At 66.8% G+C, this 26,217-nt stretch carries 30 protein-coding genes and 1 other RNA gene; 20 read left to right on the top strand and 11 right to left on the bottom strand.

What is annotated here, in order from left to right; all coding sequences use genetic code 11:
• Positions 1 to 39: 39 nt before the first annotated feature.
• The 4 genes from gatC to DW2_RS05225 are packed head-to-tail and all read left to right on the top strand — an operon-like array spanning position 40 to position 3,186.
• A complete protein-coding gene (gene gatC, locus DW2_RS05240; protein WP_038077367.1) occupies positions 40 to 327 on the top strand; it encodes an Asp-tRNA(Asn)/Glu-tRNA(Gln) amidotransferase subunit GatC in 288 nt (95 codons plus the stop codon).
• On the top strand, positions 324 to 1,802 hold the full coding sequence (gene gatA, locus DW2_RS05235) for an Asp-tRNA(Asn)/Glu-tRNA(Gln) amidotransferase subunit GatA (protein WP_038144266.1): 1,479 nt from the start codon (positions 324 to 326) through the stop codon (positions 1,800 to 1,802). Before gatC ends, gatA begins: the two co-directional genes overlap by 4 nt.
• 2 nt (positions 1,803 to 1,804) lie before the next feature.
• Complete coding sequence (locus DW2_RS19680; RefSeq protein WP_051855467.1) at positions 1,805 to 2,503, top strand: hypothetical protein; 699 nt, start codon at positions 1,805 to 1,807, stop codon at positions 2,501 to 2,503.
• Complete coding sequence (locus DW2_RS05225; protein ID WP_038144265.1) at positions 2,500 to 3,186, top strand: N-acetylmuramoyl-L-alanine amidase; 687 nt, start codon at positions 2,500 to 2,502, stop codon at positions 3,184 to 3,186. The genes DW2_RS19680 and DW2_RS05225 overlap by 4 nt, the downstream gene beginning before the upstream one ends.
• Positions 3,187 to 3,276: 90 nt before the next feature.
• Here the strand turns inward: DW2_RS05225 and DW2_RS05220 are convergent, their stop codons facing one another.
• The gene (locus DW2_RS05220) at positions 3,277 to 3,711 is read right to left on the bottom strand and encodes a DsrE family protein (protein ID WP_038144264.1); all 435 of its coding nucleotides are present in this window, start codon (positions 3,709 to 3,711) and stop codon (positions 3,277 to 3,279) included.
• Positions 3,712 to 3,927: 216 nt separating this feature from the next.
• Here DW2_RS05220 and rnpB point away from each other — a divergent pair.
• From rnpB to rpmG, 4 genes are all read left to right on the top strand, one after another.
• Positions 3,928 to 4,342, top strand: an RNA gene (rnpB, locus tag DW2_RS19025) — RNase P RNA component class A.
• Positions 4,343 to 4,481: 139 nt separating this feature from the next.
• Complete coding sequence (locus tag DW2_RS05215) at positions 4,482 to 4,865, top strand: DUF302 domain-containing protein (RefSeq protein ID WP_038144263.1); 384 nt, start codon at positions 4,482 to 4,484, stop codon at positions 4,863 to 4,865.
• 78 nt (positions 4,866 to 4,943) lie between these two features.
• Complete coding sequence (locus tag DW2_RS05210) at positions 4,944 to 5,654, top strand: tellurite resistance TerB family protein (RefSeq protein ID WP_038144262.1); 711 nt, start codon at positions 4,944 to 4,946, stop codon at positions 5,652 to 5,654.
• Positions 5,655 to 5,806: 152 nt separating this feature from the next.
• Positions 5,807 to 5,974 carry a 50S ribosomal protein L33 gene (gene rpmG, locus DW2_RS05205; RefSeq protein ID WP_011750518.1) on the top strand — a complete coding sequence of 56 codons (168 nt, stop codon included), beginning with the start codon at positions 5,807 to 5,809 and terminating at the stop codon, positions 5,972 to 5,974.
• 165 nt (positions 5,975 to 6,139) lie between these two features.
• Here the strand turns inward: rpmG and DW2_RS05200 are convergent, their stop codons facing one another.
• Both DW2_RS05200 and DW2_RS05195 read right to left on the bottom strand, forming a co-directional pair.
• Positions 6,140 to 6,472 carry an AzlD domain-containing protein gene (locus DW2_RS05200; protein ID WP_038144261.1) on the bottom strand — a complete coding sequence of 111 codons (333 nt, stop codon included), beginning with the start codon at positions 6,470 to 6,472 and terminating at the stop codon, positions 6,140 to 6,142.
• Positions 6,469 to 7,191 (bottom strand): AzlC family ABC transporter permease, encoded by a 723-nt coding sequence (locus DW2_RS05195; protein ID WP_038144260.1) that lies wholly within the window; start codon positions 7,189 to 7,191, stop codon positions 6,469 to 6,471. The genes DW2_RS05200 and DW2_RS05195 overlap by 4 nt, the downstream gene beginning before the upstream one ends.
• An 87-nt stretch (positions 7,192 to 7,278) precedes the next feature.
• Here DW2_RS05195 and mobA point away from each other — a divergent pair, with 87 nt between their 5' ends.
• Both mobA and DW2_RS05185 read left to right on the top strand, forming a co-directional pair.
• Positions 7,279 to 7,875, top strand: coding sequence for a molybdenum cofactor guanylyltransferase MobA (gene mobA / locus DW2_RS05190; RefSeq protein WP_420340832.1), 597 nt, complete (start codon positions 7,279 to 7,281; stop codon positions 7,873 to 7,875).
• A complete protein-coding gene (locus DW2_RS05185; protein WP_038144258.1) occupies positions 7,872 to 8,456 on the top strand; it encodes a GNAT family N-acetyltransferase in 585 nt (194 codons plus the stop codon). Before mobA ends, DW2_RS05185 begins: the two co-directional genes overlap by 4 nt.
• Positions 8,457 to 8,595: 139 nt before the next feature.
• On the opposite strand, the gene DW2_RS05180 is transcribed toward DW2_RS05185, so the two are convergent.
• Complete coding sequence (locus tag DW2_RS05180; protein WP_038144257.1) at positions 8,596 to 9,642, bottom strand: hypothetical protein; 1,047 nt, start codon at positions 9,640 to 9,642, stop codon at positions 8,596 to 8,598.
• Between the two features lie 34 nt (positions 9,643 to 9,676).
• Positions 9,677 to 10,147: a transcription elongation factor GreA gene (greA, locus tag DW2_RS05175; RefSeq protein ID WP_038144256.1), complete on the bottom strand. Its 471-nt coding sequence runs from the start codon at positions 10,145 to 10,147 to the stop codon at positions 9,677 to 9,679.
• A gap of 181 nt (positions 10,148 to 10,328) precedes the next feature.
• Between greA and DW2_RS19015 the strand changes: the two genes are divergently transcribed.
• The 4 genes from DW2_RS19015 (at position 10,329) to DW2_RS05155 (ending at position 16,154) form a co-directional block, all read left to right on the top strand.
• A complete protein-coding gene (locus DW2_RS19015) occupies positions 10,329 to 11,339 on the top strand; it encodes a phosphatase PAP2 family protein (RefSeq protein ID WP_051855460.1) in 1,011 nt (336 codons plus the stop codon).
• A gap of 40 nt (positions 11,340 to 11,379) precedes the next feature.
• Entirely contained in the window at positions 11,380 to 13,041 is a 1,662-nt protein-coding gene (locus DW2_RS05165) for an electron transfer flavoprotein-ubiquinone oxidoreductase (protein ID WP_038144255.1), read from the top strand.
• Positions 13,042 to 13,435: 394 nt separating this feature from the next.
• Positions 13,436 to 15,280 carry a tetratricopeptide repeat protein gene (locus DW2_RS05160; protein ID WP_051855457.1) on the top strand — a complete coding sequence of 615 codons (1,845 nt, stop codon included), beginning with the start codon at positions 13,436 to 13,438 and terminating at the stop codon, positions 15,278 to 15,280.
• On the top strand, positions 15,267 to 16,154 hold the full coding sequence (locus tag DW2_RS05155; RefSeq protein ID WP_038144254.1) for a 4-(cytidine 5'-diphospho)-2-C-methyl-D-erythritol kinase: 888 nt from the start codon (positions 15,267 to 15,269) through the stop codon (positions 16,152 to 16,154). The genes DW2_RS05160 and DW2_RS05155 overlap by 14 nt, the downstream gene beginning before the upstream one ends.
• Positions 16,155 to 16,206: 52 nt before the next feature.
• On the opposite strand, the gene DW2_RS05150 is transcribed toward DW2_RS05155, so the two are convergent.
• The gene (locus tag DW2_RS05150; protein WP_038144503.1) at positions 16,207 to 17,208 is read right to left on the bottom strand and encodes a polyprenyl synthetase family protein; all 1,002 of its coding nucleotides are present in this window, start codon (positions 17,206 to 17,208) and stop codon (positions 16,207 to 16,209) included.
• A gap of 60 nt (positions 17,209 to 17,268) precedes the next feature.
• Between DW2_RS05150 and DW2_RS05145 the strand changes: the two genes are divergently transcribed.
• From DW2_RS05145 to DW2_RS19330, 3 genes are all read left to right on the top strand, one after another.
• On the top strand, positions 17,269 to 17,481 hold the full coding sequence (locus DW2_RS05145) for a putative signal transducing protein (RefSeq protein WP_038144253.1): 213 nt from the start codon (positions 17,269 to 17,271) through the stop codon (positions 17,479 to 17,481).
• Positions 17,481 to 18,242: a tRNA1(Val) (adenine(37)-N6)-methyltransferase gene (locus DW2_RS05140; protein ID WP_038144252.1), complete on the top strand. Its 762-nt coding sequence runs from the start codon at positions 17,481 to 17,483 to the stop codon at positions 18,240 to 18,242. The genes DW2_RS05145 and DW2_RS05140 overlap by 1 nt, the downstream gene beginning before the upstream one ends.
• 118 nt (positions 18,243 to 18,360) lie before the next feature.
• Positions 18,361 to 18,528, top strand: a complete 168-nt coding sequence (locus DW2_RS19330) for a YdcH family protein (RefSeq protein WP_081874863.1) — start codon at positions 18,361 to 18,363, stop codon at positions 18,526 to 18,528.
• 52 nt (positions 18,529 to 18,580) lie between these two features.
• Here the strand turns inward: DW2_RS19330 and yddG are convergent, their stop codons facing one another.
• From yddG to DW2_RS05120, 4 genes are all read right to left on the bottom strand, one after another.
• Positions 18,581 to 19,462 (bottom strand): aromatic amino acid exporter YddG, encoded by an 882-nt coding sequence (gene yddG, locus DW2_RS05135; RefSeq protein ID WP_038144251.1) that lies wholly within the window; start codon positions 19,460 to 19,462, stop codon positions 18,581 to 18,583.
• Positions 19,463 to 19,526: 64 nt separating this feature from the next.
• On the bottom strand, positions 19,527 to 20,249 hold the full coding sequence (gene phbB, locus DW2_RS05130) for a beta-ketoacyl-ACP reductase (RefSeq protein WP_038144250.1): 723 nt from the start codon (positions 20,247 to 20,249) through the stop codon (positions 19,527 to 19,529).
• 94 nt (positions 20,250 to 20,343) lie between these two features.
• Positions 20,344 to 21,519 carry an acetyl-CoA C-acetyltransferase gene (locus tag DW2_RS05125; RefSeq protein ID WP_038144249.1) on the bottom strand — a complete coding sequence of 392 codons (1,176 nt, stop codon included), beginning with the start codon at positions 21,517 to 21,519 and terminating at the stop codon, positions 20,344 to 20,346.
• Positions 21,520 to 21,654: 135 nt separating this feature from the next.
• Positions 21,655 to 22,500, bottom strand: a complete 846-nt coding sequence (locus tag DW2_RS05120; RefSeq protein ID WP_038144248.1) for an EAL domain-containing protein — start codon at positions 22,498 to 22,500, stop codon at positions 21,655 to 21,657.
• A gap of 179 nt (positions 22,501 to 22,679) precedes the next feature.
• On the opposite strand from DW2_RS05120, the gene DW2_RS05115 reads away from it, so the two are divergent.
• Positions 22,680 to 23,912 (top strand): PAS domain-containing protein, encoded by a 1,233-nt coding sequence (locus DW2_RS05115; protein WP_238321267.1) that lies wholly within the window; start codon positions 22,680 to 22,682, stop codon positions 23,910 to 23,912.
• Between the two features lie 156 nt (positions 23,913 to 24,068).
• On the opposite strand, the gene DW2_RS05110 is transcribed toward DW2_RS05115, so the two are convergent.
• Positions 24,069 to 24,614 carry a TlpA family protein disulfide reductase gene (locus DW2_RS05110; protein WP_238321266.1) on the bottom strand — a complete coding sequence of 182 codons (546 nt, stop codon included), beginning with the start codon at positions 24,612 to 24,614 and terminating at the stop codon, positions 24,069 to 24,071.
• 28 nt (positions 24,615 to 24,642) lie between these two features.
• Between DW2_RS05110 and argH the strand changes: the two genes are divergently transcribed.
• Together argH and DW2_RS19675 are read left to right on the top strand one after the other, a co-directional pair.
• Positions 24,643 to 26,049 carry an argininosuccinate lyase gene (gene argH / locus DW2_RS05105; RefSeq protein ID WP_038144246.1) on the top strand — a complete coding sequence of 469 codons (1,407 nt, stop codon included), beginning with the start codon at positions 24,643 to 24,645 and terminating at the stop codon, positions 26,047 to 26,049.
• A complete protein-coding gene (locus tag DW2_RS19675) occupies positions 26,046 to 26,201 on the top strand; it encodes a hypothetical protein (RefSeq protein WP_156102888.1) in 156 nt (51 codons plus the stop codon). The genes argH and DW2_RS19675 overlap by 4 nt, the downstream gene beginning before the upstream one ends.
• Positions 26,202 to 26,217: the final 16 nt, after the last annotated feature.

Genomic DNA, 26,217 nt, shown 5'->3' with positions numbered 1-26,217 from the left:
ACGGGCTAAACCGCCTCCCAAGACAAGCGGAGAGACCCAATGTCCATTGATATCGACACCGCGCGCAAGGTGGCGCATCTGGCCCGGATCCGGGTGCCGGAGGAACACCTGCCTGAGCTCGCGCAGGAGCTTTCGAACATCCTGACCTTCATGGAGCAGTTGAACGAAGTCGATGTCGAGGGGGTGGAGCCCATGACCTCGGTGACGCCGATGCGCCTCAAGCGCCGCGTCGACGAGGTGACCGATGGTGGTTACCAGGACAAGATCCTGAAAAACGCCCCCGATGCCCGCGAGGGCTTCTTTGCCGTTCCGAAGGTGGTCGAATGAGCCTGAACAAACTGACCATTGCCGCGGCGCGCGACGCGCTGAAGAAGGGCGACGTGACCTCGGTCGAGCTGACCGAGGCCTGCCTGTCCGAGATCGAGGGCGCGGGGGCGCTCAACGCCTTCGTGCACAAGACCCCCGAGATCGCGCTCGAGCAGGCCAAGGCGGCGGATGCGCGTCTCAAATCGGGCGACGCCCCCGCGATGTGCGGCATCCCGCTGGGCATCAAGGATCTGTTCTGCACCAAGGGCGTGCCTTCGCAGGCCGCCTCGAACATTCTCGAAGGGTTCAAGCCGGAATACGAATCCACCGTCACGCAGAACCTGTGGGACGCGGGCGCGGTGATGCTCGGCAAGCTGTCGATGGACGAATTCGCGATGGGTTCGTCGAACGAGACCGCCTGCTACGGCCCCGTGGTGAACCCGTGGAAGGTCGATGAGCGTCAACTGACGCCGGGCGGCTCCTCGGGCGGTTCGGCCGCGGCCGTGGCCGCCGATCTGTGCCTCGCGGCCACCGGCACCGATACCGGCGGCTCGATCCGCCAGCCCGCGGCCTTCACCGGCATCGTGGGGATCAAGCCGACCTATGGCCGGGTCAGCCGCTGGGGCGTGGTGGCCTTCGCCTCCTCGCTCGATCAGGCGGGTCCGATGACCAAATCGGTGCGCGACGCGGCGATCATGCTGGGCACGATGTGCTCGCACGATCCGAAGGATTCGACCTCGGCGGACATTCCGGTGCCGGATTTCGAGGCGGCGCTGACCGGCGATATCCGCGGCAAGAAGATCGGCATCCCGAAGGAATACCGTCTCGAAGGGATGCCCGCCGAGATCGAGAAGCTCTGGGAAGACGGGATCGCGATGCTCAAGGATGCGGGCGCCGAGATCGTCGATATCTCGCTGCCGCATACGAAATACGCGCTGCCCGCCTATTACGTGGTGGCGCCTGCGGAAGCCTCGTCGAACCTCGCGCGCTATGACGGCGTGCGCTACGGCCACCGCGCCAAGCTCGGCGCGGGCGAGGGCATCGTCGACATGTACGAGAAGACCCGCGCCGAGGGCTTCGGCCCCGAGGTGCAGCGCCGCGTGATGATCGGCACCTATGTGCTGAGCGCGGGCTTCTACGACGCCTATTACAACCGCGCCCGCAAGGTCCGCGCGCTGATCAAGCGCGACTTCGAGGAGGTCTTCGCGCAAGGGGTCGATGCGATCCTGACGCCGGCCACGCCCTCCTCGGCCTTCGGCCTCGGCGAGATGGCGGATGCCGATCCGGTCGCGATGTATCTCAATGATGTGTTCACGGTGACGGTGAACCTTGCGGGCCTTCCGGGTATTTCTGTGCCATGCGGGCTGGATGCGAAGGGGCTGCCGCTGGGGCTGCAGCTGATCGGGCGTCCGTGGGAAGAGGGCGATCTCCTCAACCATGCCCATGTGTTGGAAACAGCGGCTGGCTTCGCTGCCAAGCCCGAGAAATGGTGGTAAAGATGAAAAACGCGCTGACGCTTCTGGGTGGTGTTCTGGTTCTCGCGGCCTGTGTGCCCGCAATTCCCGATTCCGGCCCCGCCGCGCAGCGCGAGGCCTCCCTGCGCGGTCAGCCGATCATGCCGCCCTCCGCGCAGGGCGTGATGCCCGCTTCCCCCGACGCCAATCCCTCGCCCGCCGGTGCGCCGCTCAATGCCACCGGAACGGCGATGCCCGGCACGACCGACGCGCTTTCCGCGCCCTCGATCGACGCCAGCGGCACGATCGGGTCGGACCCCTTGGTGCCCGCCCCGCCGATGCCGGGGAGCCAGGGCGCCAGCAATGACGCGGGCTCCTCGATCGGTGCCGATGCGATGGCCGCGCTGCAGCAGACCGGCTCGGACAGCTCGGTGACGGCCTCGACCAGCCCCACGGCCCAACCCGCGCCGCAGCCGGTTCTCAATCAGGACAATTCGGGCCCGAACCTCGCGGCCTACGCGCTTTCGGTCCACAACCGTCCCGGCGACCCTGTCTACAAGCGCGGTGGGATCCACCTGACCCCCTCCGACAAGGCCTGTGCGAAATACGTCTCGGCCGATCAGGCCCAGCTTGCCTTCCTCGCGGCCGGAGGCCCCGAGCGCGACCGGCTGAACCTCGATCCCGATGGCGACGGGTTCGCCTGCGGCTGGGACCCGACCCCGTTCCAGCAAGCCCGTCAGTGAACACGAGCTGGCCGTCCCCCAATTTCGGTGAACGCCGGAACGGGGCCCGGCCCGAACTGATCGTCCTGCATTACACCGCGATGGCGAGTTGCGCGGCTGCGCGCACCCGGCTTTGCCTGCCCGAGGCCGAGGTCTCGGCGCATTGGCTGATCGGGGCGGACGGGGAGGTCGAACAGCTCGTGCCCGAGGAGATGCGGGCCTGGCATGCGGGTCTGGGCAGCTGGCGCGGTCTGGGCGACATGAATTCCCGCTCGATCGGGATCGAGCTGGACAATCTCGGCGACCGGCCGTTCCCCGAGGCGCAGATGGCCGCGCTCGAGCGGCTGTTGCCGCGGATCATGGAGCGATGGGCGATCCCGCCCGAGAACGTGCTCGGGCATTCCGACATGGCGCCCGAGCGCAAGATCGATCCCGGTCCGCGGTTCGACTGGCTGAGGCTGGCGCGGCGCGGGCTCTCGATCTGGCCCGAACCGGGGGGCGCCTCCGCGCCCGACCCGCAGACCTTCTGCGCCCTGGCCCGGAGCTTCGGCTATCCCGAACTGCCGCTCGATCTGGTGCTGCCCGCGTTCCGCCTGCGGTTCCGCCCGCGCGAAACCGGTGCCCTCGACGCGACGGACATGGCGATGATCGCCGATCTGGCGGCGCGTTTCGGGGAGGATGGCGGGTCCTGGCGCGCGAGCTAGGCGCTCCGCGCGCGAAGTCCCCGAGGGCTCGAACGCGGTCCGGCTCCTCGGGGTGACGATCGGTGCGAAAGGGGGGTGCCCCCTGTCGCGTCAGGGTTTCACGTAGGCGTAGCCCTGTCCCTGCAGTTCCATCAGATAGACGGCGCCCGAGGGCACGACCTCGGCCTCGTCGATCATCGGCGGGGTCTGGCCTTCGTTCTTCGCCATGGCGGCTATCGTGTTGCCGCAAGCCCTGAAATGGATCGGCTGATCGGTCATCGACATCTGCGTGATCCGATCCTTCACCGGCGACTTGTCCGCCCGCAGCATGTTCAAGCCGGGACCATAGGTCACGATCTCGACCGAGACCTCTTCGCCCTTTTCCTTGTAGTAGCTGATGACGTTCGCAGCGTTGTTGAGCGCGAGGTTCATCACCGCCGGATCGTTCTGGTCGACGTGAATCGCGACCTTCTGTTTCGCGAGGGCCGGCATGGCCCAGAGTGCTGCCGCGAGCGCGAGCCCGAGGCAGGTGCCTCCCTTAAGCATGTGAATCTCCCTTTCACATTATGGAGGTTCAGCGTCGGAGTCTCGCATTCAAAAATCAAGAGGAATCTATGAGACATCTTTTGGAGCCTCGCCCGATGCCGGTTTTTCACGCGTTCGTGAAGTGAGGGGCGGCGGGGCGTCCCCGCGTCGCGCGATTCCCCAATGCGCCGTCGAGAGATTGACCGGGGCCCCGCGATTGCCTATCTGACTCTTCGTGCGGATGGCCGGATGACCGCGAGCGCCCGTAGCCCCGCGTTCAGCGGGCAGCCGGGGGCCCGAGGAAAGTCCGGACTCCATGAAGCGACGGTGCCGGGTAACGCCCGGGCGGGGCAACCCGACGGAAAGCGCCACAGAGAAGATACCGCCCTGCCACGGCAGGGTAAGGGTGAAACGGTGGAGTAAGAGCCCACCGCGGGGCTGGCAACAGTCACGGCACGGCAAGCCCCACCGGGAGCAACGCCGAATAGGGATCGTGCGCCCTCGTCCGGAGACGGGCGGGGCAGGGGAGCTTCGCCCCGAGCGGTCCGGGTTGGCGGCTGGACCCTGCGAGCAATCGCAGGGCGAGAGGAATGGTCATCCATGGGGGCGCAAGCCCTCGGGACAGAATCCGGCTTACAGGCCATCCGCGCAAGATTTCTCCTCGCCTGCGGCCCTTTGGCGCGGTTGGGCCATGCCCCGCCGCGCCCGCGCGCATGTGACTTGTCTTCTCCGCCCCCCGATCCACACTCTAGGAGCAGATGAGACATCCCGAAGCGGAGAGGAGACGGGTCATGAGCTATACGTTCGACAAGGTGATGACGGGCGATTTCGACGCGGTCGAAAAGAAGGTGCGCGAAGTTCTCGGCGAGAAGGGCTTCGGCGTCCTGACCGAGATCAACGTCTCGGCCACGATGAAGGCCAAGCTCGGCGAGGAGATGCCGCGCTACAAGATCCTCGGCGCGTGCAACCCCAAGCTCGCCTTCACCGCGATCGGTCACGAGCCCAAGATCGGCGCGATGCTGCCCTGCAACGTCGTGCTGCGCGAAACCGATGCCGGGATCGAGGTGTCCGCGATCGACCCGGTCGCCTCGATGCAGGCGGTCGAGAACGAAGGTCTGGGCGAGGTCGCGACCAAGGTGCGCGATCTGATGCAGGAAGTCATCGCGGCGCTCTGAGCGTCGCGAGTTTTCTCTTCCCACAAGCGCATCGACGCGCGAAGCTGCCTTCGACGCAACTTCGAACGGGAGAGAGTCATGAGCTTCGTCAAGACGCTGGCCACCCTTGCGGTCGGCTTTGCCGCCGCGAAGGGGGTGGAGAAATTCAACAAGATGGGCGGCCTCGGGGGCATGAAGGATGCGCTCGGCAAGGCAAACGAGCCCGGCGGCATGGCCGACCAGATGGGCGAGTGGGCCGAGAAGATGGGCATGCCCGGCGGCAAGGAAACCGTGCGCAACATGGTCTCCGGCTTCGGCTCCCAGGCGGCCACGGCCACCGGGGCCGCGGAGGCGGGGCTCGGGGCGCTGATCGGAGCGATGACCGGCGCCGCCAAGACCGGCGCGAGCGGCATTGGCGACATGCTGGGAGCGGTGACCAAGGGCACCCCGGTCAACACGATGATGGAGGATCAGGCCAAGCTGATGATCCGTGCCATGATCCAGGCGGCCAAGGCCGACGGCGAGATCGACCCGACCGAGCGCCAGACCATCCTCGATCATCTCACCGATGCCTCCGATGAGGAAATCGCCTTCGTGAAGGCCGAGCTCGACGCGCCGGTGGACGTGGGCGCGCTCGCCGCGGCGACCGCCGATCACATGAAGTCGCAGGTCTATTCCTCGGCGCTGATGGCGATCTCCGTCGATACCGAGGCCGAGCGCCAGTATCTGGCGAATCTCGCGGCAGCACTCGGGCTCACCACCGAAAAGGTCGCCCTGATCCACGAGGCGATGGGCAAGCCGCTCGTCTGAACGCGGCAATCCTGCCCGCCGGGTCGCAGATCGGAAGAATTTTCAATCTGCGCCCCGGTTTCGCGGTTGACTCCGCATCGCGCATCGCTAAAAGGCGGGCTTCAAGGATTCCGCGGGTGCGCGCATTGGTGCCCGGAGCTAGGAGATAAGAAATGGCGAAGCCGACGACGATCAAGATCCGTCTGAACTCGACGGCGGGCACCGGGCACTTCTACGTGACCAAGAAGAATGCCCGCACCATGACTGAAAAGATGACCGTGAACAAATACGATCCGGTCGTGCGCAAGCATGTCGAATACAAGGAAGGCAAGATCAAGTAAGATCGCCTGACCTTGAAGGGTTCGGGGCCGTGCCTTCGGGGCGCGGCCTTTTTCTTTGCGCAGCCCCTCCGTTCCGTTCGTCTGCGCGTGCGAGGGGTGCCTGTGCCTTGCCGCCCTACGGGCTCGCCGCTCAGGGCATCCGGTGGGCGCCCTTGAGGGCGCGGCTCACCCCACCATCCAGAGCGAGAGATAGAGCCCCGCGAGCCCCGCCAGAATCGCCCAGAGCGTGTTGCGTGTCGCCACGCCCACCCCGAGGGCCGCGAGCGCCGCGACGAGCCGCGCAGGGTTGGTCTCGCCGCCCGTCGCCGCAGGCCAGAGCACCAGCGGCGCCACCAGGCCCGGCAAGACCGCCACCGGCGTGTAGCGCAGGTAGCGCAGCGCCCATTCCGGCAGTTGCCGCTCGCCCAGAAAGCCCAGGAAGGAATAGCGCAGGAAGAAGGTTCCGACCCCGAGGGCCGCGATGATCCCCCAGACCAGCCAGTCCGGATATCCGTTCATTGCCGCACCGCCTTTCTGCGCGCGATCCAGAGCTCGACCTGCGCGCCGGTCACCATCGCCGCGAGCGCCGCGATCATCAGCCCCACACCCGAAGGCAGGAACGAGAGCACCAGCGCCCCGATCACCGAGACCGCCGCAGCCGCGACATGGGCGAGCGTGCGCAAAGCCGGTCCGATCATCGCGAGGAAGGTGATCGGCACCGCGAAATCGAGCGCGAATTCGGGCGGGATCTGCGCGCCGACCAGCGCCCCCGCCAGTGTCGCGACATACCAGTTGGGACAGACCGGCGAGCAGGCCCCCGCATAATAGGCGAGCTTCTCGGGGCGGCTCATCGCGGGGCGGGTCTCGTATTCGTTGATCGCAAGCGCGAAGGACTGGTCCACCATGAAATAGGCGGCCAGCGCCTTCTGCCATGTCGGCGCGCGTCCGAAATGCGGGGTGAGCGAGGCCGAATACATCGCCATGCGCAGATTGACCGCCAGCGAGGCGGCCAGCACGAGGATCACCGGCGCATGATCGCCCATCAGCTGGAGCGCGGTGAACTGCGCCGCCCCCGCGATCACCATGATCGAGAAGCCCATCACCTGCGCGAGATCCAGCCCCGCCTTCGTCGCGGCCACGCCGAACAGCAGGCCGAAGGGCACGATCACCAGCAAAAAGGGCAGGCCATGGCGGAACCCGCGCCAATAGGCCGCGCGAATGGCCGCGCTGTGGGACATGATGCTTGTCTCCCCTTTCCAGTTGCGGGACAGATAGGAAAAGCGCGGGCAAAGGCAAAGCGCGGGATTGTAACGGAGGCAATCGTCATCGTGGCTGGAACGATAGCGGCAGTGATCCTCGCAGGCGGTCAGGGCCGGAGGATGGGCGGGACGGACAAGGCGATGCTGGGTCTCGCCGGGCGGCCTCTCTTTTCCCATGTGGCCGGGCGGATCGGCCCGCAGGTGGCCGCGCTCGCGATCTCGGCCAATGGCGATCCGCTGCGCTTCGCACCGCTCCCGGTCCTGGCCGATCCGCCCGAGCGCCGGGGCGAGGGGCCGCTTGCGGGCGTGCTCTCGGGGCTCGACTGGGCCGCCGCGCAGGGGATGGACCTGCTGCTCACCGTGCCGACCGACACGCCCTTTCTGCCGCGCGATCTGGTGGCGCGGCTGGACGAGGCCGGGGGCGGCACGGAGATCGCCATCGCCGCCTCGGCGGGTCGCGCCCATCCCAGCGTCGCGCTCTGGCCACTGGCCGAGCGCGACCGGATCGCGGCCCTCTTCGCGGCGGGCGAGCGCCGGCTGCGCATGGCCGCCCCGGGCGCGCGCGAAGTCGCCTTCGACGCCACGCCCGACCCGTTCATGAACCTCAATTCCCCCGAGGATCTTCGCACCGCCGAGGCCCTGCTTGACGCGGGGGCGCCGTGAGCGTCGCGCTCTATCGCGGTCTCTCCCGCGACCACCGTGCAGCGGCCGCCGCGCTCTATTGGCAGGCCTTCGGCGGCAAGCTCGGCCGGGTGATGGGGCCCGAGCCCCGGGCCCTGCGCTTCATCGCGCAGGTGATCCGCGAAGGCCATGCGATCAGCGCGGTCGACGCGGACGGCTCTCTCGTGGGTGTCGTCGGCTTTCGCACCCCGCGCGGCTCCTTCGTCGGCGGAAGCTGGGCCGATCTGGTGGATCATTACGGGCGGATCGGTGCGCTCTGGCGCGCGGCCTGCCTGCATCTGCTCGCGCATGATCTCGAACCGCGGGTGATGATGGTGGACGGGATCGCGGTGCGCCCGGACAGGCGCGGGGCGGGCGTGGGGCGCGCGCTGATCGAGGCGCTCGCCGCCGAGGCGCGCCAGCTCGGATACGAGACGCTCTCTCTCGACGTGATCGAGGAGAACCTGCGCGCCCGTGCGCTCTATCATCGCCTGGGCTTCGAAGTCTCGGGGCGGCGCAGCTCCGCGCTCACCCGACTCATCTTCGAATTCCGCTCCGTGCAGGTGATGCGTCGCGCTCTCTGAGAAGGGGGGGGCTCCGCCCCCGGCGCCATCCGGCGCCTCCCCCGGGATATTTGCATCAAGAGGAAGAAGGGAGCCCGCTTCCTCTTGAGAGAAATATCCCGGGGGTGAGCGGCGTGAGCCGCGAAGGGGCAGAGCCCCCTCAGTCGAAGCTGCCCGTCACCCGCCCCAGAAGCATGAAGGCGCGGGCCGTACGGGTCTCGGTCATCTCGGCGATCTCCTGATCGCTCGCGTTCTTCTCGAATTCGGCGAAGGTGCGGTCGAACTGGCGCAGGAAGTGATGGGCTGCGTCGCGAAACACGGTATCGCCGCGCATCCGCCCGGCGCTCAGCGCCAGAGAGGAGCGATCGCGGATCCCGCCGATGCTCGCGATCTCGCGGCCGCGCTCGCCCTTGGCGAAGCGACGCCACAGTTCGGGGCGGGCGCGGTCAGGTTTGAGATCGTCCATGTAGATCCCGTCCTGGGCGAGCAGGTTCAGCACGTCCTGGGCCGAGCGCAGCAGTTTCGCCGTGGCGCGATCCTCGCGAGCGCGGCGCAGCGCACGGAACCCGTCCGCATCGTCGGGCGAATCGGGGAAGTTCAGCGCGCGGACGAAATCGGCCACCGAGAGCGGCGCGCGCAGGTCCTCGGCCGGGGTGCCGAGCGCCAGCATCGGTTCGCTCTCGTCGGACCGTGCGGGGGGCGGTGCGACGAGTGCGGCCTTGCGGTCGGCGGAGGGCTGGACGAAGTGCGCATCACGCCGGGAGGCGAAGGTGGCGATCGTGGTCTCGGCCTGCCGGGTGACGGCGGCGATCTCGTCGAGCTTCTTCTCGACATTCTGGTCGATCCGCAGCGCCTGCTGGTTGAGCCAGGCGGTGCGCAGCGCTTCGACGGATTGCCGGATCGAGGCGGCCTCGGCGCGCATCTCCCGGCTCGCGCGTGCGGTGATCGCGGCGACCCAGATCACGATGATCGGCAGCATCATCCCGACGAACAGGCTGACGGTGTCGAACAGCGATGCGGTGCCCGCGATGCCGGGGGCGAAGAACCAGAAGGCGAGGAGAAGGACGAGCCAGAGCAGGCTCAGCGCCAGCGCGATCCATTCGGCACGGCCCGGCCCTCTGAGGCGGGGAGGCGCAGCGGTCTCGGCGAGGCGCGGTCCGCCCGGAAAGGCGAGCTTGTCCTTGCTCCGCTCCGCCGGTTTCTCCATGCCGTCCTCCGTCGCTGGCGCCCGCGCGCCGGTCTCAGACGAATTCGATCTTCAGGATCTCGTAGGCCTTGTCGCCGCCGGGGGTCCGGACCTCGACCGAGTCCCCCTCGTCCTTGCCGATCAGCGCCCGGGCAAGCGGGGATTTCATGTTCAGCCGGCCCTTTTCCAGATCGGCTTCGGGCTCGCCGACGATCTGGTAGGTCTTCTCCTCGTCGGTATCCTCGTCGACGATGGTGACCGTCGCGCCGAATTTCACCGCGCCCGACATCTTGGTCGGGTCGATCACCTCGGCGCGGCCGAGCTGGCTCTCGATCTCCTTGATCCGGCCCTCGATGAAGCCCTGCTTCTCGCGCGCCGAATGGTATTCGGCATTCTCCGAAAGATCGCCAAGCTCGCGTGCCTCGGCAATCGCCGCGATGATCGCGGGGCGCTCCTCGGACTTGAGCTTTTTCAATTCTTTATTGAGCGCGTCATAGCCCGCGCGCGTCATCGGCACTTTTTCCATGGAAGGCTCCCGAATTCGGAGTGGTCCCCAATTCAGGGCATCTAAATCTGGTCTGCCCCCCCGAAGTCAAGACCCTGCCACGTTTCCGCCGTGATTGTTTTTCAGCCTGGGACAATTCAAAGCTTTGTTAAGACTGTCATTTCGCGCCCATCATTTTCTCTGAACGCATTGCAGACCCGTCATGTCCAGACTGATACGCTTCGCATTCTTCTATGCAATTTTTGCCTTCATTTTCCTCCTTTTCCTTCAGGATGAGCGGATCGCGTTCGTGGAGCGCTCGCTGGCCGGAGCCACGAGCGTCTTTGCCGGGGTCTCGAAGCTCTGGGCTCTGGGCCTGCCGCTGATTGCGGGCACGGTTGTGCTCGCGGCACATGGGCGGCGCAGGGAACGCCTCGGTGAAATCGGGGGCGCATTGCTGTGCGTGTTCTTCCTGCAATGCGGCTTCCTGACGCTCAAGGACGCGATTCCCGATCTCGTTCCCTTCTATGCGGACCCGTTTCTCGCCGAGATCGACCGCTGGCTCACCGGGGGCGTGGATGCGTGGCGCGTGGCGCACCGGCTCCTGCCCGACCTGATCGTTTCCGACGTCACGCTGGTCTATTTCCAGCTCTGGGCGCTGCCGGCCTTCGGTTTGCCGCTTCTCGTCGCCGCGACGGATGGCGATGCGGAGCGAAAGCGCCGTTATCTCTGGCTCTACGCCCTCTCCTGGATCGTGATCGGCAATATTCTCGCATTGCTGGGCAGCTCGGCCGGTCCCGCATTCTACGACCGTCTGCTGCACACGACTGCCTTCGCGGGCCTGCAGGATTCGATGCGTGCGAGCGGCCTGGCGCAGAGCCCGGTCGGCATCACGCAATCCGCCTTGTGGCAAAGATATCTGTCGGAGGGGTTCGATTTCGGCCTGAGCATTTCGGCATTCCCCTCGATGCATGTCGCCGCCACATCGGTTGCCACGCTCTATATCTGGGAGCGGTGGCCCGGACTGAGGCTGCCCGCGGTTGCCTATCTCGTGACGATCTTCCTGCTCTCGATCTATACCGGCTTTCACTATGCGACCGACGGCATCACCTCCGTCCTGGTGGTCTGCCTGCTCAATCTCGCGCTGCGGCGTTTTCGGACGGGTGGGCGAGGGCGCAAGATTGTTGCGCCGCATCGCAGCGTCACAATTGCCTCATTACGCAAGGTAGGCTAGTCAAAACTCGAGCTATAGCGACAAGCGAGGGGTTTGGGAGATGAGCGACGTGACGCGCGAGTCGATGGAATACGACGTTGTGATCGTGGGGGCGGGGCCGGCTGGGCTCTCGGCGGCGATCCGGCTGAAGCAGATCGATCCCGATCTCGAAGTCGTCGTCCTCGAGAAGGGCTCCGAAGTGGGCGCGCATATCCTCTCGGGGGCGGTGCTCGACACGTCCGGCCTCGATCAGCTCATTCCCGACTGGAAGGACAAGGGCGCGCCGATCACCGTGCCGGTCAAGAAGGACAATTTCTACATGCTCGGCGAGGCGGGGGCGATGCGCATCCCGAACTGGCCGATGCCCAAGCTGATGAGCAATCACGGCAAATACATCGTCTCGATGGGCAATGTCTGCCGCTGGATGGCCGAACAGGCCGAGGCGGTCGGCGTCGAGATCTTTTCCGGCATGGCCGCATCCGAAATCGTCTGGGACAAGGACGAGAACGGCAAGGATCGCGTCGCCGGCGTCGTGGCCGGTGAATTCGGCCGCAATCCCGACGGGTCCGAAGGTCCGGGCTACGAGCCCGGCATGGAACTGCGCGGCAAATACGTGATGCTGGCCGAGGGCGTGCGCGGCTCGCTCTCGAAGGTCGTGATGGAGAAGTTCGACCTCTCCAAGGGCCATTGTCCGCAGAAATTCGGCCTCGGTATGAAGGAGATCTGGGAGATCGACCCGGCCAAGCATCGCGAGGGTACCGTGACCCACACGATGGGCTGGCCGCTGGGCAAGAATGCGGGCGGCGGGTCGTTCATCTACCATCTCGAGAACAACCAGGTCTATGTCGGTTTCGTCGTCCACCTGAACTACGAGAACCCGTATCTGTACCCCTACATGGAGTTCCAGCGCTTCAAGCATCACCCGATGGTCGCGGAGCTGCTGGAGGGCGGCAAGCGGGTGGCTTACGGCGCGCGGGCGATCTCGGAAGGCGGCTGGCAGTCGATCCCGAAACTGACCGTGCCAGGCGCGGTGCTGCTGGGTTGCTCGGCGGGGCTGGTGAACGTGCCGCGCATCAAGGGCAACCACAACGCGATGCTCTCGGGGATCGCGGCGGCCGAAGCCGCGGCGGCGGCGATCCAGGGCGGCCGCGCGGGCGACGAACTGATCGATTACGAGGCCGACCTGCGCTCGGGGCCGATCGCGACCGATCTCAAGAAGGTCCGCAACGTCAAGCCGATGTGGTCGAAATGGGGGATGATCCCGTCGCTCGTCTTCGGCGGGCTCGACATGTGGACCAACGATCTCTTCGGCTTCTCGCTCTTCGGCACGCTGAAACATGGCAAGTCGGACGCGAAATCGACCGGCGAGGCGAAGAAGTTCAAGGAAATCGACTATCCGAAACCCGATGGCAAGCTGTCTTTCGACCGGTTGACCAATGTGAGCTTCTCCTTCACCAATCACGAGGAAAGCCAGCCCTGCCACCTGAAGCTGAAGGATCCCGCGATCCCGATCGCGGTGAACCTGCCGAAATATGCCGAACCCGCGCAGCGTTACTGCCCGGCCGGCGTCTATGAGGTGATCGGCGAAGGCGCGGAGGCGAAGTTCCAGATCAACTTCCAGAACTGCGTCCACTGCAAGACCTGCGACATCAAGGATCCCAGCCAGAATATCGACTGGACCACGCCGCAGGGTGGGGACGGGCCGAACTATCCCAATATGTGAGCGCCGGCCGGGGCGGGCAGGGGCGCTGCTCTCCCCCCGTCGCCTGAGGGCGACGTTCTCAACCGAAGAGGGGGCGCTGCCCCATCCGTCGCCGGAGGGCGACAATCCGCAGTCGAAGAGGGGGCGCTGCCCCATCCGTCGCCGGAGGGCGACAATTGGCGGTCAAAGAGGGGGCGCTGCCCCCTCGCGGCTCGCGCCGCTCACCCCCGGGATATTTTATGCATTTGGAAGGTGGAGCCGTTTCCTTTGGCTTGCCGGGGCGTCTGCGGCGCGCCTTGGCCGGTCACAACGGCGTGTTCCCCGCAGGCGGCATCCCGCGCGGTCGCCCGCGTCGCATTGCCATGCCCGCAGTGCCCCGTTACCTTCGTCGCGAACCGATCGAAAGGACCGTTTCGTGCCGAGTTTTCCCCTTCCGCCGCGTCTTGCCCTGATTGCATTCCTGATGGGCTCCGTCGCGGCCTTCCCGCTTCATGCGCAGGACGCGCCGAAGCCCGGCAGCGCCGAAGCCGCAGCCGACGCCGCCGATGCCGAAGCGGCGGCGAGCGAAGCCGGCGATACCAGCAATGACCCGAGCCCGGAGGCCGCGGGCGCCTATCTCGCGGCACGGATCGCCTCACAGCAATCCGATTTCACCCAGGCCGCGCATTACTATCGCAAGCTGATGGCCGCGGGCGATACCAGCGCCGCGACCGCCGAGGCCGCGCTGGTCGCCGAGATCGCGATCGCGGATTACGATCACGCGGTGCCGCTCGCGCGGCAGATGGTCGAAGCCGGCGCAGGGAGCCAGATCGCCGCGCTCACCCTGCTGGCGCAGGATGCGAAGGCGGGCGACTGGGGCGCGGCGCTCAAGCTGCTCGACAGCGATGCCGATCCCGGTCCGCTCATGGCCGGGCTCTCGCGGGCCTGGACGCTGGTGGGCGAGGGCAAGATGACCGATGCCTCCGCCGCTTTCGACAAGATCGGCAAGGACAAGGGGCTGGGCGCCTTTTCCGAGTTCCACAAGGCGCTCGCGCTTGCGCTGGTGGGCGATTACGAGGGGGCCGACAAGATCTTCTCGGGCGAGCATGGCGCGGCGATCACCTCCACCCGGCGCGGGGTCATCGCTCATGCCGAGATCCTCTCGCAGCTCGAGCGCGATCCCGAGGCCCTCAAGCTGATCGAGGACCGGTTCGGTTCCGATCTCGATCCGCAGCTTGCCGATCTTCGTGACCGGCTCGCGAAGGGCGAAACGCTCCCCTTCGACATCGTGCACAACGCGACCGACGGCGTGGCGGAGGTCTATTACTCGGTGGCCCAGGCGCTGGTGGGCGACGCGCCCGACACGTTCACCCTGATCCATTCGCGCCTCGCGGGTCTGATCCGCCCCGGTCTCGACGATGCGACGATCCTGACCGCCTCGCTGCTCGATCAGGCCAAGCAATACGATCTGGCGATCACCGCCTATGCCTCGGTCTCGCCGAAGAGCCCGATCTACCATGCGGCCGAGATCGGCCGGGCCGAGGCGATGGTACGCGCCGGGCGCAACGACGCCGCGATCGAGGTGCTCGAGAACCTCTCGCGCATCCGGCCCAAGCTGGTCGGGGTCTGGACCGCGCTTGGCGACACGCTGCGCCGGGAGAAGCGCTTCGCCGAGGCGGCGAAGGCTTACGACAAGGCCATCGAATTGCTCGGCGAGCCGAAGCCCGATGACTGGGCGGTGTGGTATTCCCGCGCCATCGCGCAGGAGCGCTCGGGCGACTGGGCGCAGGCGGAGAAAGGCTTCCGCGAGGCCCTCAAGCTCTCGCCCGACCAGCCTTCGGTGCTCAACTATCTGGGCTATTCCTATGTCGATCGCGGCGAGAATCTCGACGAGGCGCTGGCGATGATCCGCAAGGCGGCACAGGAGCGCCCCGATGCCGGTTTCATCATCGACAGCCTCGCCTGGGCGCTTTTCAAGCTCGGCCATTACCAGGAGGCGGCGAAGGAGATGGAGCGCGCGGTCGAGCTCGAACCCCGCGATCCGCTTCTCAACGACCATCTGGGCGACGTGCTCTGGGCGGTGGGGCGCAAGCGCGAGGCGGAGTTCCAGTGGCGCCGCGCGCTCAGCTTCGGCAATGACGAGGCGGCCTCCTCCGAGGATCTCGATCTCGACCGGATCCGTCAGAAGATCGAGGTCGGGCTCGATCGGGTCCGCCAGGAGGAAGGCAAGTCGCCGCTGCACGGGGAGCCGCAGAAAACCGGCGCCGATGTCCAGAATTGAGGGCTTCGCGCCGGCCAAGATCAATCTGACGCTCCATGTCACGGGACAGCGCGCGGACGGCTATCATCTGCTCGACAGCCTCGTGACCTTCGCCCCCGTGGGCGACCGGCTCAGCGTCGCGCCGGCGGATGAATTGTCGCTCGGCGTGACCGGCCCGGAGGCCGCGGGCGTGCCCGAAGACGGAAGCAATCTGGTTCTCAGGGCGGCGCGTCTCCTGGCCGAGAAGCAGGATATCCGCCGGGGCGCCCGGATCACGCTCGAGAAATGCCTGCCCGCCGCATCGGGGATCGGCGGCGGCTCATCGGATGCGGCCGCGGCGCTGCGCCTGCTCGCGCGGCTTTGGGGCCTCGACCCGCTTCCGCCCCCGCAAAGCTTCGCCCCGCTGGGGGCGGATGTGCCGATGTGCCTTGCGCCCGTACCTCAGCGGGTGGGCGGGATCGGAGAGGAATTGCGCCCCGTGACGCTGCCGCCCCTTCCCGCGCTTCTCGTCAATCCGCGCATCGAGGTCGCGACGCCCGCCGTGTTCAGGGCGCTCGCCTCGAAAACCAACCCTCCGATGCCCGACAGCCTGCCCGCGTTCGCAGGCGCCGGCGAGTGCATCGACTGGCTCGCGGCGCAGCGCAACGATCTCCAGGCCCCGGCCATCGCGCTCGCGCCGGTCATCGCCGAGCTTCTCGCCCGCCTCGGCGCGTTGCCCGGCTGCCGTCTCGCCCGCATGTCGGGCTCCGGCGCGACCTGTTTCGCGCTGTTCGAGACCCCCGTCGCGGCCGAGGCCGCCGCCGAAAGGTTCCGCGCGACCTATCCCGGTTGGTGGATTGCTTCGGGCACGCTCGGGGATCAGACGCAAAAGGCGCAGCCCGCAAGCCGCGCCTGATCTTCACCTGGCAAAATACCCCACGGGGGTCTGGGGTGGGAAACCCCCGGCTTCAGCGCAGCCGCGCCACCACGTAATCGGCCAGGTCGTCGAGCATGTCGCGCAGCTCGCTCCCGGGCAGCTCCGCCAGCCGCGCGCGGCCCCGGTCGGCCCAGCCGAGCGCCGCCGCCCGCGTCTCCTCGAGGGCGCCATTGGCCTGCATCAGCTCGAGTGCATGCTCCAGATCGCCCTCGCGCTGGTCGCCCTTCTCGATCACCCGCTTCCAGAAGGCGCGCCCCTCCTCGTCGGCCTTGGCGATCGCCTTGATCACCGGCAGGGTGAGTTTGCGTTCGCGGAAATCGTCGCCCACATTCTTGCCCATCGTCGCCGCGTCGCTGAGGTAATCGAGCAGGTCATCGACCACCTGAAACGCGATCCCGAGCGCCTCGCCATAGTCGCGCAGCGCCTCGACCTGCGTCTCGGGCGCCCCCGAAAGCACCGCGCCGGCTTCGGTCGAGGCCGAGAACAGCGCCGCGGTCTTGCCGCGGATCACCTTGTAATAGGTCTCCTCGGAGGTCTTCATGTCTTCGGCCGCGCTGAGCTGCAGCACCTCGCCCTCGGTGATGATCGCCGAAGCGTTGGAGAGGATCGAGAGCACCCGCAGGTTCTGCGTGTCGGTCATCAGCTGGAAAGACCGGGCGAAGAGGTAATCGCCCACCAGAACGCTCGACTTGTTGTCCCAGAGCAGGTTCGCGGTGGGGCGGCCCCGGCGCTGGCGGCTCTCGTCGACCACGTCGTCATGCAGAAGCGTCGCGGTATGGATGAACTCGACCGCGGCGGCGAGATTGTGGTGGAACGTGCCCTCGTAGCCGCATAGCCGCGCGGCCGCCACGGTGAGCATCGGCCGCAGCCGCTTGCCGCCCGCGCCGACGAGATGCGCGGTCACTTCGGGAATGCGCGGGGCGTTCTCCGAGGCCATGCGCTCGCCGATTAGGACATCGACCGCCGCCATGTCGTCCGCCAGCGCCTTGGCCAGCCTGTCATGCGGTTTCACCGCCTTGTCGTCGAGGCTCATCGTCATCCCTTCGCTCTGCCTCATCTCGACAGCCTTCTCAAGGGGCCGTAAGTGAGGGTCATGAAAGAGCTTCTGCGCAGCACCGACCCGGTGAAACTGGCCATGGCCACCGCCCTTCTCGAGGGCGAGGGTATAAGGGTGTTTCAACTGGACGTCCATATGAGCGTGCTCGAGGGCAGCCTCGGCATATTGCCGCGCCGCCTCATGGTGCGCGACCAGGACATGTTCATGGCGCAGGCGGTCCTGCGCGACAACGAGATCGGGTCGGACTGATGTTCGCGCCCGGGGATCTGACCGAGGACGGATTTCTGGGAGGGCGGTTGCGGATCTCGCAGCCGCGCGCGGGATATCGCGCGGCGATGGATCCGGTTCTGCTCGCGGCGGCCTGCGCCGCGCGCGCGGGTGAGAGCGTGCTCGAACTGGGCTGCGGGGCCGGGGTGGCGAGCCTCTGCCTCGGCCACCGCACCGCCGGGCTCTCGCTCACCGGGCTCGAGTTGCAGCCCGCCTATGCCGCGCTCGCGCGCGAGAATGCGGCGCGAAACGGCGTGCCCTTCGAGGTGATCGAGGGCGATCTGGCCCAGATGGCCCCCGAGCTGCGCGCCCGCAGCTTCGACCATGTCATCGCCAACCCGCCCTATTTCGGCGCGACCGACGGCACGCCCGCCGCCGATCCGGGGCGCGAGCGGGCGCAGCGCGAAGCGACACCCATCGCGGCCTGGCTCGATGCGGGGCTGAAGCGGCTCCGGCCCGAGGGCTGGATCACGCTGATCCAGCAGGCCGACCGGCTGGGCGACCTGCTGACCGGGCTTCAGGGACGGGCGGGGGCGATCACGGTCCTGCCCATCGCGCCGCGTGCGGGCCGCCCCGCGCGCCGGGTGATCGTGACCGCGCGCAAGGGCGCGAAGACGCCGCTGAAACTGCTTGCGCCACTGATCCTGCATGCCGCACCCGAGCACTCACGCGATGCGGAGGATTTGACGGAAATTGCGCGCGCCATCCTGCGCGATGCTCAAGAATTGCCGATCGACCGTTAACGCATTAGCAAGATTTCGCGAAAATTCTGGGGACCGTCCGGGTTTTTGCGACAAAACCGTGACACGACTCAAAACCTGTGATGCAATCTAAAAGCTGACAACTGGAGAGGAGACTGCCATGTCGCTTGGTTCGCATATCACCGAACTTCGCAGGAAACATGAAGCTCTGTCGAAGGAGGTTGAACGGGCGGTTCGAAGCCCGGGCATCAACGACCTCGAAATCGCACAGATGAAGAAGCAGAAGCTCCGTTTGAAAGAGGAGATCCACCGTCTCGAACAGGCCTGAAGGTCTTTCTCACGCTTTCAACGGGCCGCCCTCCAGGCGGCCCGATCTCGTTTCAGGCGCCGGCCTGCACCCGGCCCCGGCGCCGCCCCCCGAGGGCGGCGAGCCCCGCACCACCCGCGATCAGCGCGGCCGAGATCAGCAGGGACGGGCTTGCCGGCGCGATCCCCACGCCCACCAGCACCAGCGTCGAGATCAGCGGGGCCGCGTAGGAGGCCGTGCCCAGAAGCTGGATATCGCCGCGCTTCACCCCCAGATCCCAGGTGTAGAAGGCCAGCCCCACCGGCCCGAGCCCAAGCGCCAGGACCGAGGCCCAGCCAAGCGCGGTCCCGGGCCAGACCGTCGGCTCCAGGGCGAGATGGGCGATCCCCGACAGGACCGAGGTGGCAAGGCAATAGACCGCCACCGCCGCCGTGGGCACCGCTCCGAACCGGCGCGACAGCAGCGAATAGCTCGACCAGGTGAAGGCGCAGAGCAGCGCCAGCGCATAGCCGGGCAGGGCGCTCGCATCCGCCGAGATCCCGCCGCCCAGGATCAGCGCCGCACCCGCGAAGGCCATCGCAGCACCAGCCACATGCCACAGCCTCAGACGCTCACCCGGCAGCAGCCCCGAGAACAGCACGATCAGGAGCGGCCAGAGATAGGCGATCAGCCCCGCCTCGGCGGGCGGGGCGAGCCGCAGCGCCGAGAAATAGAACAGGTGATAGCCGAAAAGCCCGGCCGTCCCCGCGAGATAGACCTTCCACGGCACGCGCCGCAGCTGTCCGATCGCACCGGTCGCGAGCAGCCAGATCACCCCGATTGCCCCGCCCACGGCGAAACAGAGCGCATTGAGCAGCAGCGGCGGCACCGGGGCGGAGCCCACCGTGAAAAGCGCCAGCAGCGCCCAGAGAAGAACCGCCGTGAATCCGACCGTGGTCGCCTTGCCGCGCGTCATGGTGCCTCCAACGAAAAGAGGCCCGCAAGATGCGGGCCCCGGGTCGGAATGCCAAGAGGCGAATTCAGGTCAGGTACTGGCCGCCATTCGCGGTCATGGTGGAGCCGGTGATGAAACCCGCCTCGTCCGAGACGAGGAAGACCACGCAGCGCGCGATTTCCTCGGGCTCGCCCAGACGCCCGACCGGGATCTGGCCGATGATCGACTCGCGCACCTTCTCGGGCACCGCCATCACCATTTCGGTCGCGATATAGCCCGGGCAGATCGCGTTCACGGTGATATTCGCGCGCGCGCCCTCCTGCGCCAGCGCCTTGGTGAAGCCCAGGTCGCCCGCCTTCGCTGCCGAATAATTGGCCTGGCCGAACTGGCCCTTCTGGCCGTTGATCGAGGAGATGTTCACGATCCGGCCGAACCTGCGCTCGCGCATCTTCGCCCAGAGCGGGTGCGTCATGTTGAAGATGCCGCTCAGATTGGTGTCGATCACCTCGTTCCACTGCTCGCGGGTCATCTTGTGGAACGGCGCGTCGCGGGTGATGCCGGCATTGTTGACCAGCACGTCGATCGGCCCGACCTCCTCCTCGATCCTGGCGATGCCCGCCGCGCAGGCGTCGTAATCGGCGACCGACCACTTGTGGGTCTTGATGCCGGTCTCCTCGGTGAATTTCGCCGCCGCCTCGTCATTGCCGGCATAGTTCGCGACCACCGTGTAGCCCGCGGCTTGCAGCGCCTTCGAAATCGCGGCCCCGATGCCGCGCGATCCGCCGGTGACCAATGCTACTCTGGACATGCCTTCTCCTCCCAAAGAATCTCGTCGCAATTTGGTTATCGAAAACAATTCCGGAGCGCAACAATGTTGCGCTCCGAATTTGCGTCGCCTGGGATCAGAGGCCCTCCAGACACATCGCGACGCCCATGCCGCCGCCGATGCACAGGGTCGCGAGGCCCTTCTGGGCGCCCTGACGCTTCATCTCGAAGAGCAGCGTGTTGAGGACCCGCGCACCGCTTGCACCGATCGGGTGGCCGATGGCGATCGCGCCGCCGTTCACGTTCACCTTCGCGGTATCCCAGCCCATGTCCTTGTTCACCGCGCAGGCCTGCGCGGCGAAGGCCTCGTTGGCCTCGATCAGGTCGAGATCGCCCGGCTTCCAGCCCGCCTTCTCCAGCGCCTTGCGCGAGGAGGGGATCGGTCCGCAGCCCATGATCGACGGATCGAGGCCCGCGGTGGCGTAGGAGGCGATGCGCGCCAGCGGGGTCAGGCCGCGCTTCTCGGCCTCGGCTTCGCTCATCAGCAGCACCGCTGCCGCGCCGTCATTGATCCCGCTCGCATTGCCCGCGGTCACCGAGCCGTCCTTGGCGAAGGCCGGGCGCAGCTTCTGCATGTTCTCGATCGTCGCGCCGTGACGGATGTATTCGTCATCCTCGACCACGGTCTCGCCCTTGCGGGTCTTGACGGTGAAGGGGACGATCTCGTCCTTGAACTTGCCGGCCTTCTGCGCGGCCTCGGCCTTGTTTTGCGAGGCGAGCGCGAATTCGTCCTGCATCTCGCGCGAGATCTGCCACTGGCTGGCGACGTTCTCGGCGGTCTGGCCCATGTGGTAGCCGTTGAACGCGTCCCAGAGCCCGTCCTTGATCATCGAGTCGATCATCTTCATGTCGCCCATCTTCTGGCCCGCGCGCAGATGCGCGACATGGGGCGAAAGCGACATGTTCTCCTGACCGCCCGCGATGACGATATCGGCATCGCCGAGCAGGATGTGCTGGGCGCCGAGTGCGACCGCGCGCAGGCCCGAGCCGCAGACCTGATTGATCCCCCAGGCGGCGGATTCGATCGGCAGGCCGGCATTGACATGGGCCTGGCGGGCGGGGTTCTGGCCCTGGCCGGCGGTCAGAACCTGGCCGAGGATCGTTTCGGACACTTCGCCCTTCTCGATGCCGGCGCGGGCGACGACCGCCTCGAGCACGGCCGCGCCCAGATCATGCGCAGGGGTGTTGGCGAAGGCGCCATTGAAAGAGCCAACGGCGGTCCGTGCGGCCGAGACGATGACGACATTTGTCATGGGAATCTCCTCATCACTTCGGGCAGGCGCGTGGGCGCGCCCGCCTGCTGCCGCGCAGCATGGCGCACGAGGACCCGAGGTCAAGCCGAATCGCGCCCACGAATGGGTGACGCGCGGCACCGGGGCAGGGGCAGGTCAGGCGCTTTTGCGGCCGCGTTCGGCGGTGGCGGCCCAGGGCGGGTGGATGGTCGGGGCGCCGAAATAATAGCCCTGCATGCAGTCGATTCCCTGCGCCGCGAGATAGTCGCCATCCTCCTGGTTCTCGATCCCTTCGGCGACGGTGAGCATCTCGAAATGGCGCGCGATATCGATCAGCGCTTTCGCGAGGGTCTGGTTGTCGGGATCATGGGCGATGCCGCGGATGAACTGCCCGTCGATCTTGAGGATGTCGAAATAGAAATCGCGCAGATAGCGGAAAGAGGTGTAGCCCGCGCCGAAATCGTCGAGGGCGAAGCTGACGCCGAAGGCCTGCAGATCCTCCATGAAGACCGACACCAGTTCGGGCATGTGCATGGCCGAGCTTTCCGTGATCTCGAGGATCAGGCGTTCCGCGATCGTCGGGTCGATGGTGAAGGCCTGGGTGAGGATCTTGGTCCAGGGCGGGTAGCCGATCGAGCGGGCGGACATGTTGATCGACAGCCGCAGCCCGTCATGTTCGAGCAGCGCCCGCAAGCCCTTCTCGAGCGCGATGCAGTCGAGCTGCCGCCCGGTCTCCGTCGTCTCGACCGCCGCGATGAACTCGCGCGCGGGGATGACCTTCCCGGTCTCGTCGAGCACGCGCACCAGCCCCTCGTGGAAGGCGGGCCTTTCGGGGCGCTGCGTCTGGATCACCGGCTGGAAGGCGAGCAGCACGTCGCGGCGCTCGACCGCCTCGCGCACCATCGCGACAGTCTGGCGTTCCCGTTCCGCCAGCGCGTCCGCAAGCAGGGGGTCGGGCGCGCGGGGCGCCGGGTTCTGCGATGTGGCCATCCGATTCGTCATTCTACCCTCCTGAGCGGAGGTCCGACGATGGCCCGATCTCCGCTAACAAGCGGTAAAGAGGAGAAAATTCCCGCCTCCATGGTTAAGGTGGCGAAAGTTTCGGAAGCTAACCGATTGGTAACCGGGCGCGCGCTAGGGTGTCCGTGCCAGCAACTTTCCGAGGCCCCGGGATGGACAAGATGAACGACCTCGAGATGCGCCACGAGCGCGAGGTACATTTCGCGCTCGACGAGCTCTTCTATTCGCGCACCGACAAGCGCGGCGTGATCATCGCCGGAAATGAGATCTTCCGCCGGGTCTCGGGCTTCGAATGGAGCGATCTCGTCGGTGCGCCGCACAAGATCGTGCGCCATCCCGACATGCCGCGGGCGGTGTTCCGCGTGCTGTGGGACGCGATCCAGAAAGGGCACCCGATGGGGGCCTATGTGAAGAACCGCGCGAAGGGCGGCGGCTGGTACTGGGTCTATGCGATCATCCTGCCGATCGAGGGCGGTTATCTCTCGGTCCGCCTCAAGCCGAGCAGCGAGCTTTCCGACCGCATGATGAAGCTCTATTCGGAGATCTCCGCGCGGGAGCGGGCCGAAAGCCTCGATCCGGAGGCCTCGGCAAAACTGCTGCGCAAGAATTCCGAGGCCGGCGGCTATCCCAGCTACACTGCCTTCATGGGCTATGCGCTCGCCCAGGAACTGGCCGAGCGCGATCGTCGGCTCGGGCGCCCCGTCGAGCCCCGCACGCGCATGCTTGCGGATCTCAACGAGGCGATGGGCCGGCTCACCAGCGAGCAGCTCGGCCTCCTGCGCAGTTTCGAGGCGCTGCAATCGGTGCCCAACAACATGCGCATCGTGGCCTCCCGGCTCGAGCCTTCGGGCGGACCGGTCTCGACGATTTCCGAAAACTACAAGGCGTCCTCCGTCGTGATCTCCGAGCGGCTGCGGAAATTCGTCGCCGGGCGCGACAATCTCTGCGCGCGCATGTCATGGGAGGTGGCGCGGGCGCTTTTCATGCTCGGCTGCACCCGGATCGTGGGCGAGATGAACACGATCCTGCAAAGCGAGGGCAGCGGGGGCGAGATCGACAGCGCCACCGAGCGGACACTGCTGCGCGGGCTCGAACGCCACGGCGACGAAGAGGCGCGCAAGGCGATGCAGGGGGCGAGCGAATTCGCCGCCCAGATGAAACAGCAAAGCCGCGAGCTGCGGCGCCTGATGCTCGGCCTCGACACGATCCGGGTGCTTGGCCGCGTCGAATGCGGGCGGATGCGTGATGCGAGCGGGGGCTTGAGCGCGACGATCGATCAACTCGACGCCTTCCATGACGACATCAAGGCCCGGCTCGAGGCGATCATGCATCTCTCCGAAGAGATCGAGCAGGCGCTCACGCGCTACCTGCGCTCGCTCGCCCTGGCGGCCTGACGATCCTCACCGTCCGAACCGAGGCGCGATGGGCGAAGCCGGACACGCCCCGGAGCACCCGTTCGGCCCGTGACCCCGCCTTGCGGGGGGGCGGCGGATCAAAAACCGCTTCCCGGAAACGGGCAGGTCGCGATTCGACGCGTTCAGCCCTTGCCTTCAGTCCTTGATGAGCGTCTCGATCACCGTCTTCGCCTCCGGCGTGTCCCATTCCGCACCGCCGATCATCCGGCCCACCTCGTTGCCGTCCCTGTCGATCAGCACCGAGACCGGCAGGCCCAGCACGCCCATCGCGCGCGCGGCCATGTTCGTGTCGTCGTGAAAGCGCGGCAGCGCGTCGATCCCCTCCTTGTCGAAGAAGGACGCGATCTTCCTGGGCGAGTTCGCCCCGCCCGTCGCGATCGTCACAACCTGGAAATCGTCGCCGCCCAGCTCGCTTTGCAGCGCGTTGAGCGAGGGCATCTCCTCGCGGCAGGGCGGGCACCATGTCGCCCAGAAATTGAGCAGCACCACCTTGCCCTCGTAGTCCTTCAGCGAATGTTCCGCGCCCTCCTCGTCGGTGAAGACGAAGGGCTGCACGGGCAGCGGCTTCTCATAGGTGACGAGCGGCTCCATCTGCCCCTCCTTGACGGCGGTCAGATCGGCGGCCTGTGCAACATTTGCACCCAAGGCCAGCGCCGTATAAAGGACGAGAAACCGCAACATGTCGCCTCCGTAAAAGGGCTCGTGAACCATGACCGACGATACCGCAGACAGCAAAGCCTCCAACGCGATGTGGGGCGGGCGTTTCGCCGCAGGTCCCGACGCGATCATGGAGGCGATCAACGCCTCGATCGGGTTCGACCAGCGGCTCTACGCGCAGGATATCCGCGGCAGCCGGGCCCACGCGGCGATGCTCGCCGCGCAAGGCATCATCAGTGATAGGGATGCCGAGGCGATCGGGGAAGGCTTGATCACGGTTTTGTCAGAAATCGAGGCGGGGGGCTTCCCGTTCTCGGCCGCGCTCGAGGATATCCACATGAACGTGGAGGCGCGGCTCAAGGAGATCATCGGCGAACCGGCGGGGCGCCTGCACACCGCGCGGTCGCGCAACGACCAGGTCGCGACCGATTTCCGGCTCTGGGTGCGCGAGCAATGCGATGCCGCGATCTCCGGGCTCGACGCCTTGATCCGTGCCGCGCTCATTCGCGCTGAGGAGGGCGCCGACTGGGTGATGCCCGGCTTCACCCATCTGCAGACCGCCCAGCCGGTGACCTTCGGCCATCACATGATGGCCTATGTCGAGATGTTCGCGCGCGACAAGTCCCGCTTCGAGGACGCGCGCAAGCGGATGAACGAATGCCCCTTGGGCGCGGCGGCGCTGGCCGGCACCGGCTTTCCGATCGACCGCCACGCGACGGCCGAAGCGCTCGGCTTCGACCGCCCGATGGCGAACTCGCTCGACGCGGTCTCGGATCGCGATTTCGCGCTCGAATTCCTCTCGGCCTCGTCGATCTGCGCGGTGCATCTGTCGCGTCTCGCCGAGGAGCTGGTGATCTGGTCCTCCGCGCAGTTCCGCTTCGTCGCGATGTCGGACAAGTGGTCGACGGGCTCCTCGATCATGCCGCAGAAACGCAATCCCGACGCGGCCGAGCTGATCCGCGCCAAGATCGGCCGCATCCTCGGGGCCTCGGTCGCGCTGTTCACGGTGATGAAGGGGCTGCCGCTCGCCTATTCCAAGGACATGCAGGAAGACAAGGAACAGGTCTTCGACGCCGCCGACAACCTGATGCTGGCGCTGGCCGCGATGGCGGGGATGATCGGTGACATGACGGTCAATGCGGACAAGCTCGAGGCCGCGGCCTCGGGCGGCTTCTCGACCGCCACCGATCTCGCCGACTGGCTGGTGCGCGAGGCGGGGCTGCCCTTCCGCGACGCCCATCACGTGACCGGCTCGCTCGTCGCGATGGCCGAGGAGAAGGGCTGCGATCTGCCCGATCTGAGCCTCGCGGAGATGCAGGCGGTCCACGGCGCGATCACCGAAAGCGTCTTCGACGTGCTCGGGGTTCACAACTCGGTCGCCTCGCGGCAATCTTACGGCGGGACCGCACCCGACCAGGTGCGCGCCCAGATCGCCCGCTGGAAGGACCTGCTTGGATGAAACTGATGGCCCCGTTCGCGCTGCTGGGGTTGCTCTGCGCCTGTTCCGATCCGGAACTTCACACCGATATCGGTCTGAAACGCGGCGAGACGACGATCTATCCCGCAGCGACCGCGCGAATGGGGATCCTCACATTCACGGTGAAGCCATGACCCGACCCGCCGCCCT

The organism is Thioclava atlantica (assembly GCF_000737065.1).
GTDB classification, from domain to species: domain Bacteria; phylum Pseudomonadota; class Alphaproteobacteria; order Rhodobacterales; family Rhodobacteraceae; genus Thioclava; species Thioclava atlantica.
Note: the sequence above shows the minus strand (reverse complement) of the source record. Positions and strands in the feature narration are given on the sequence as shown.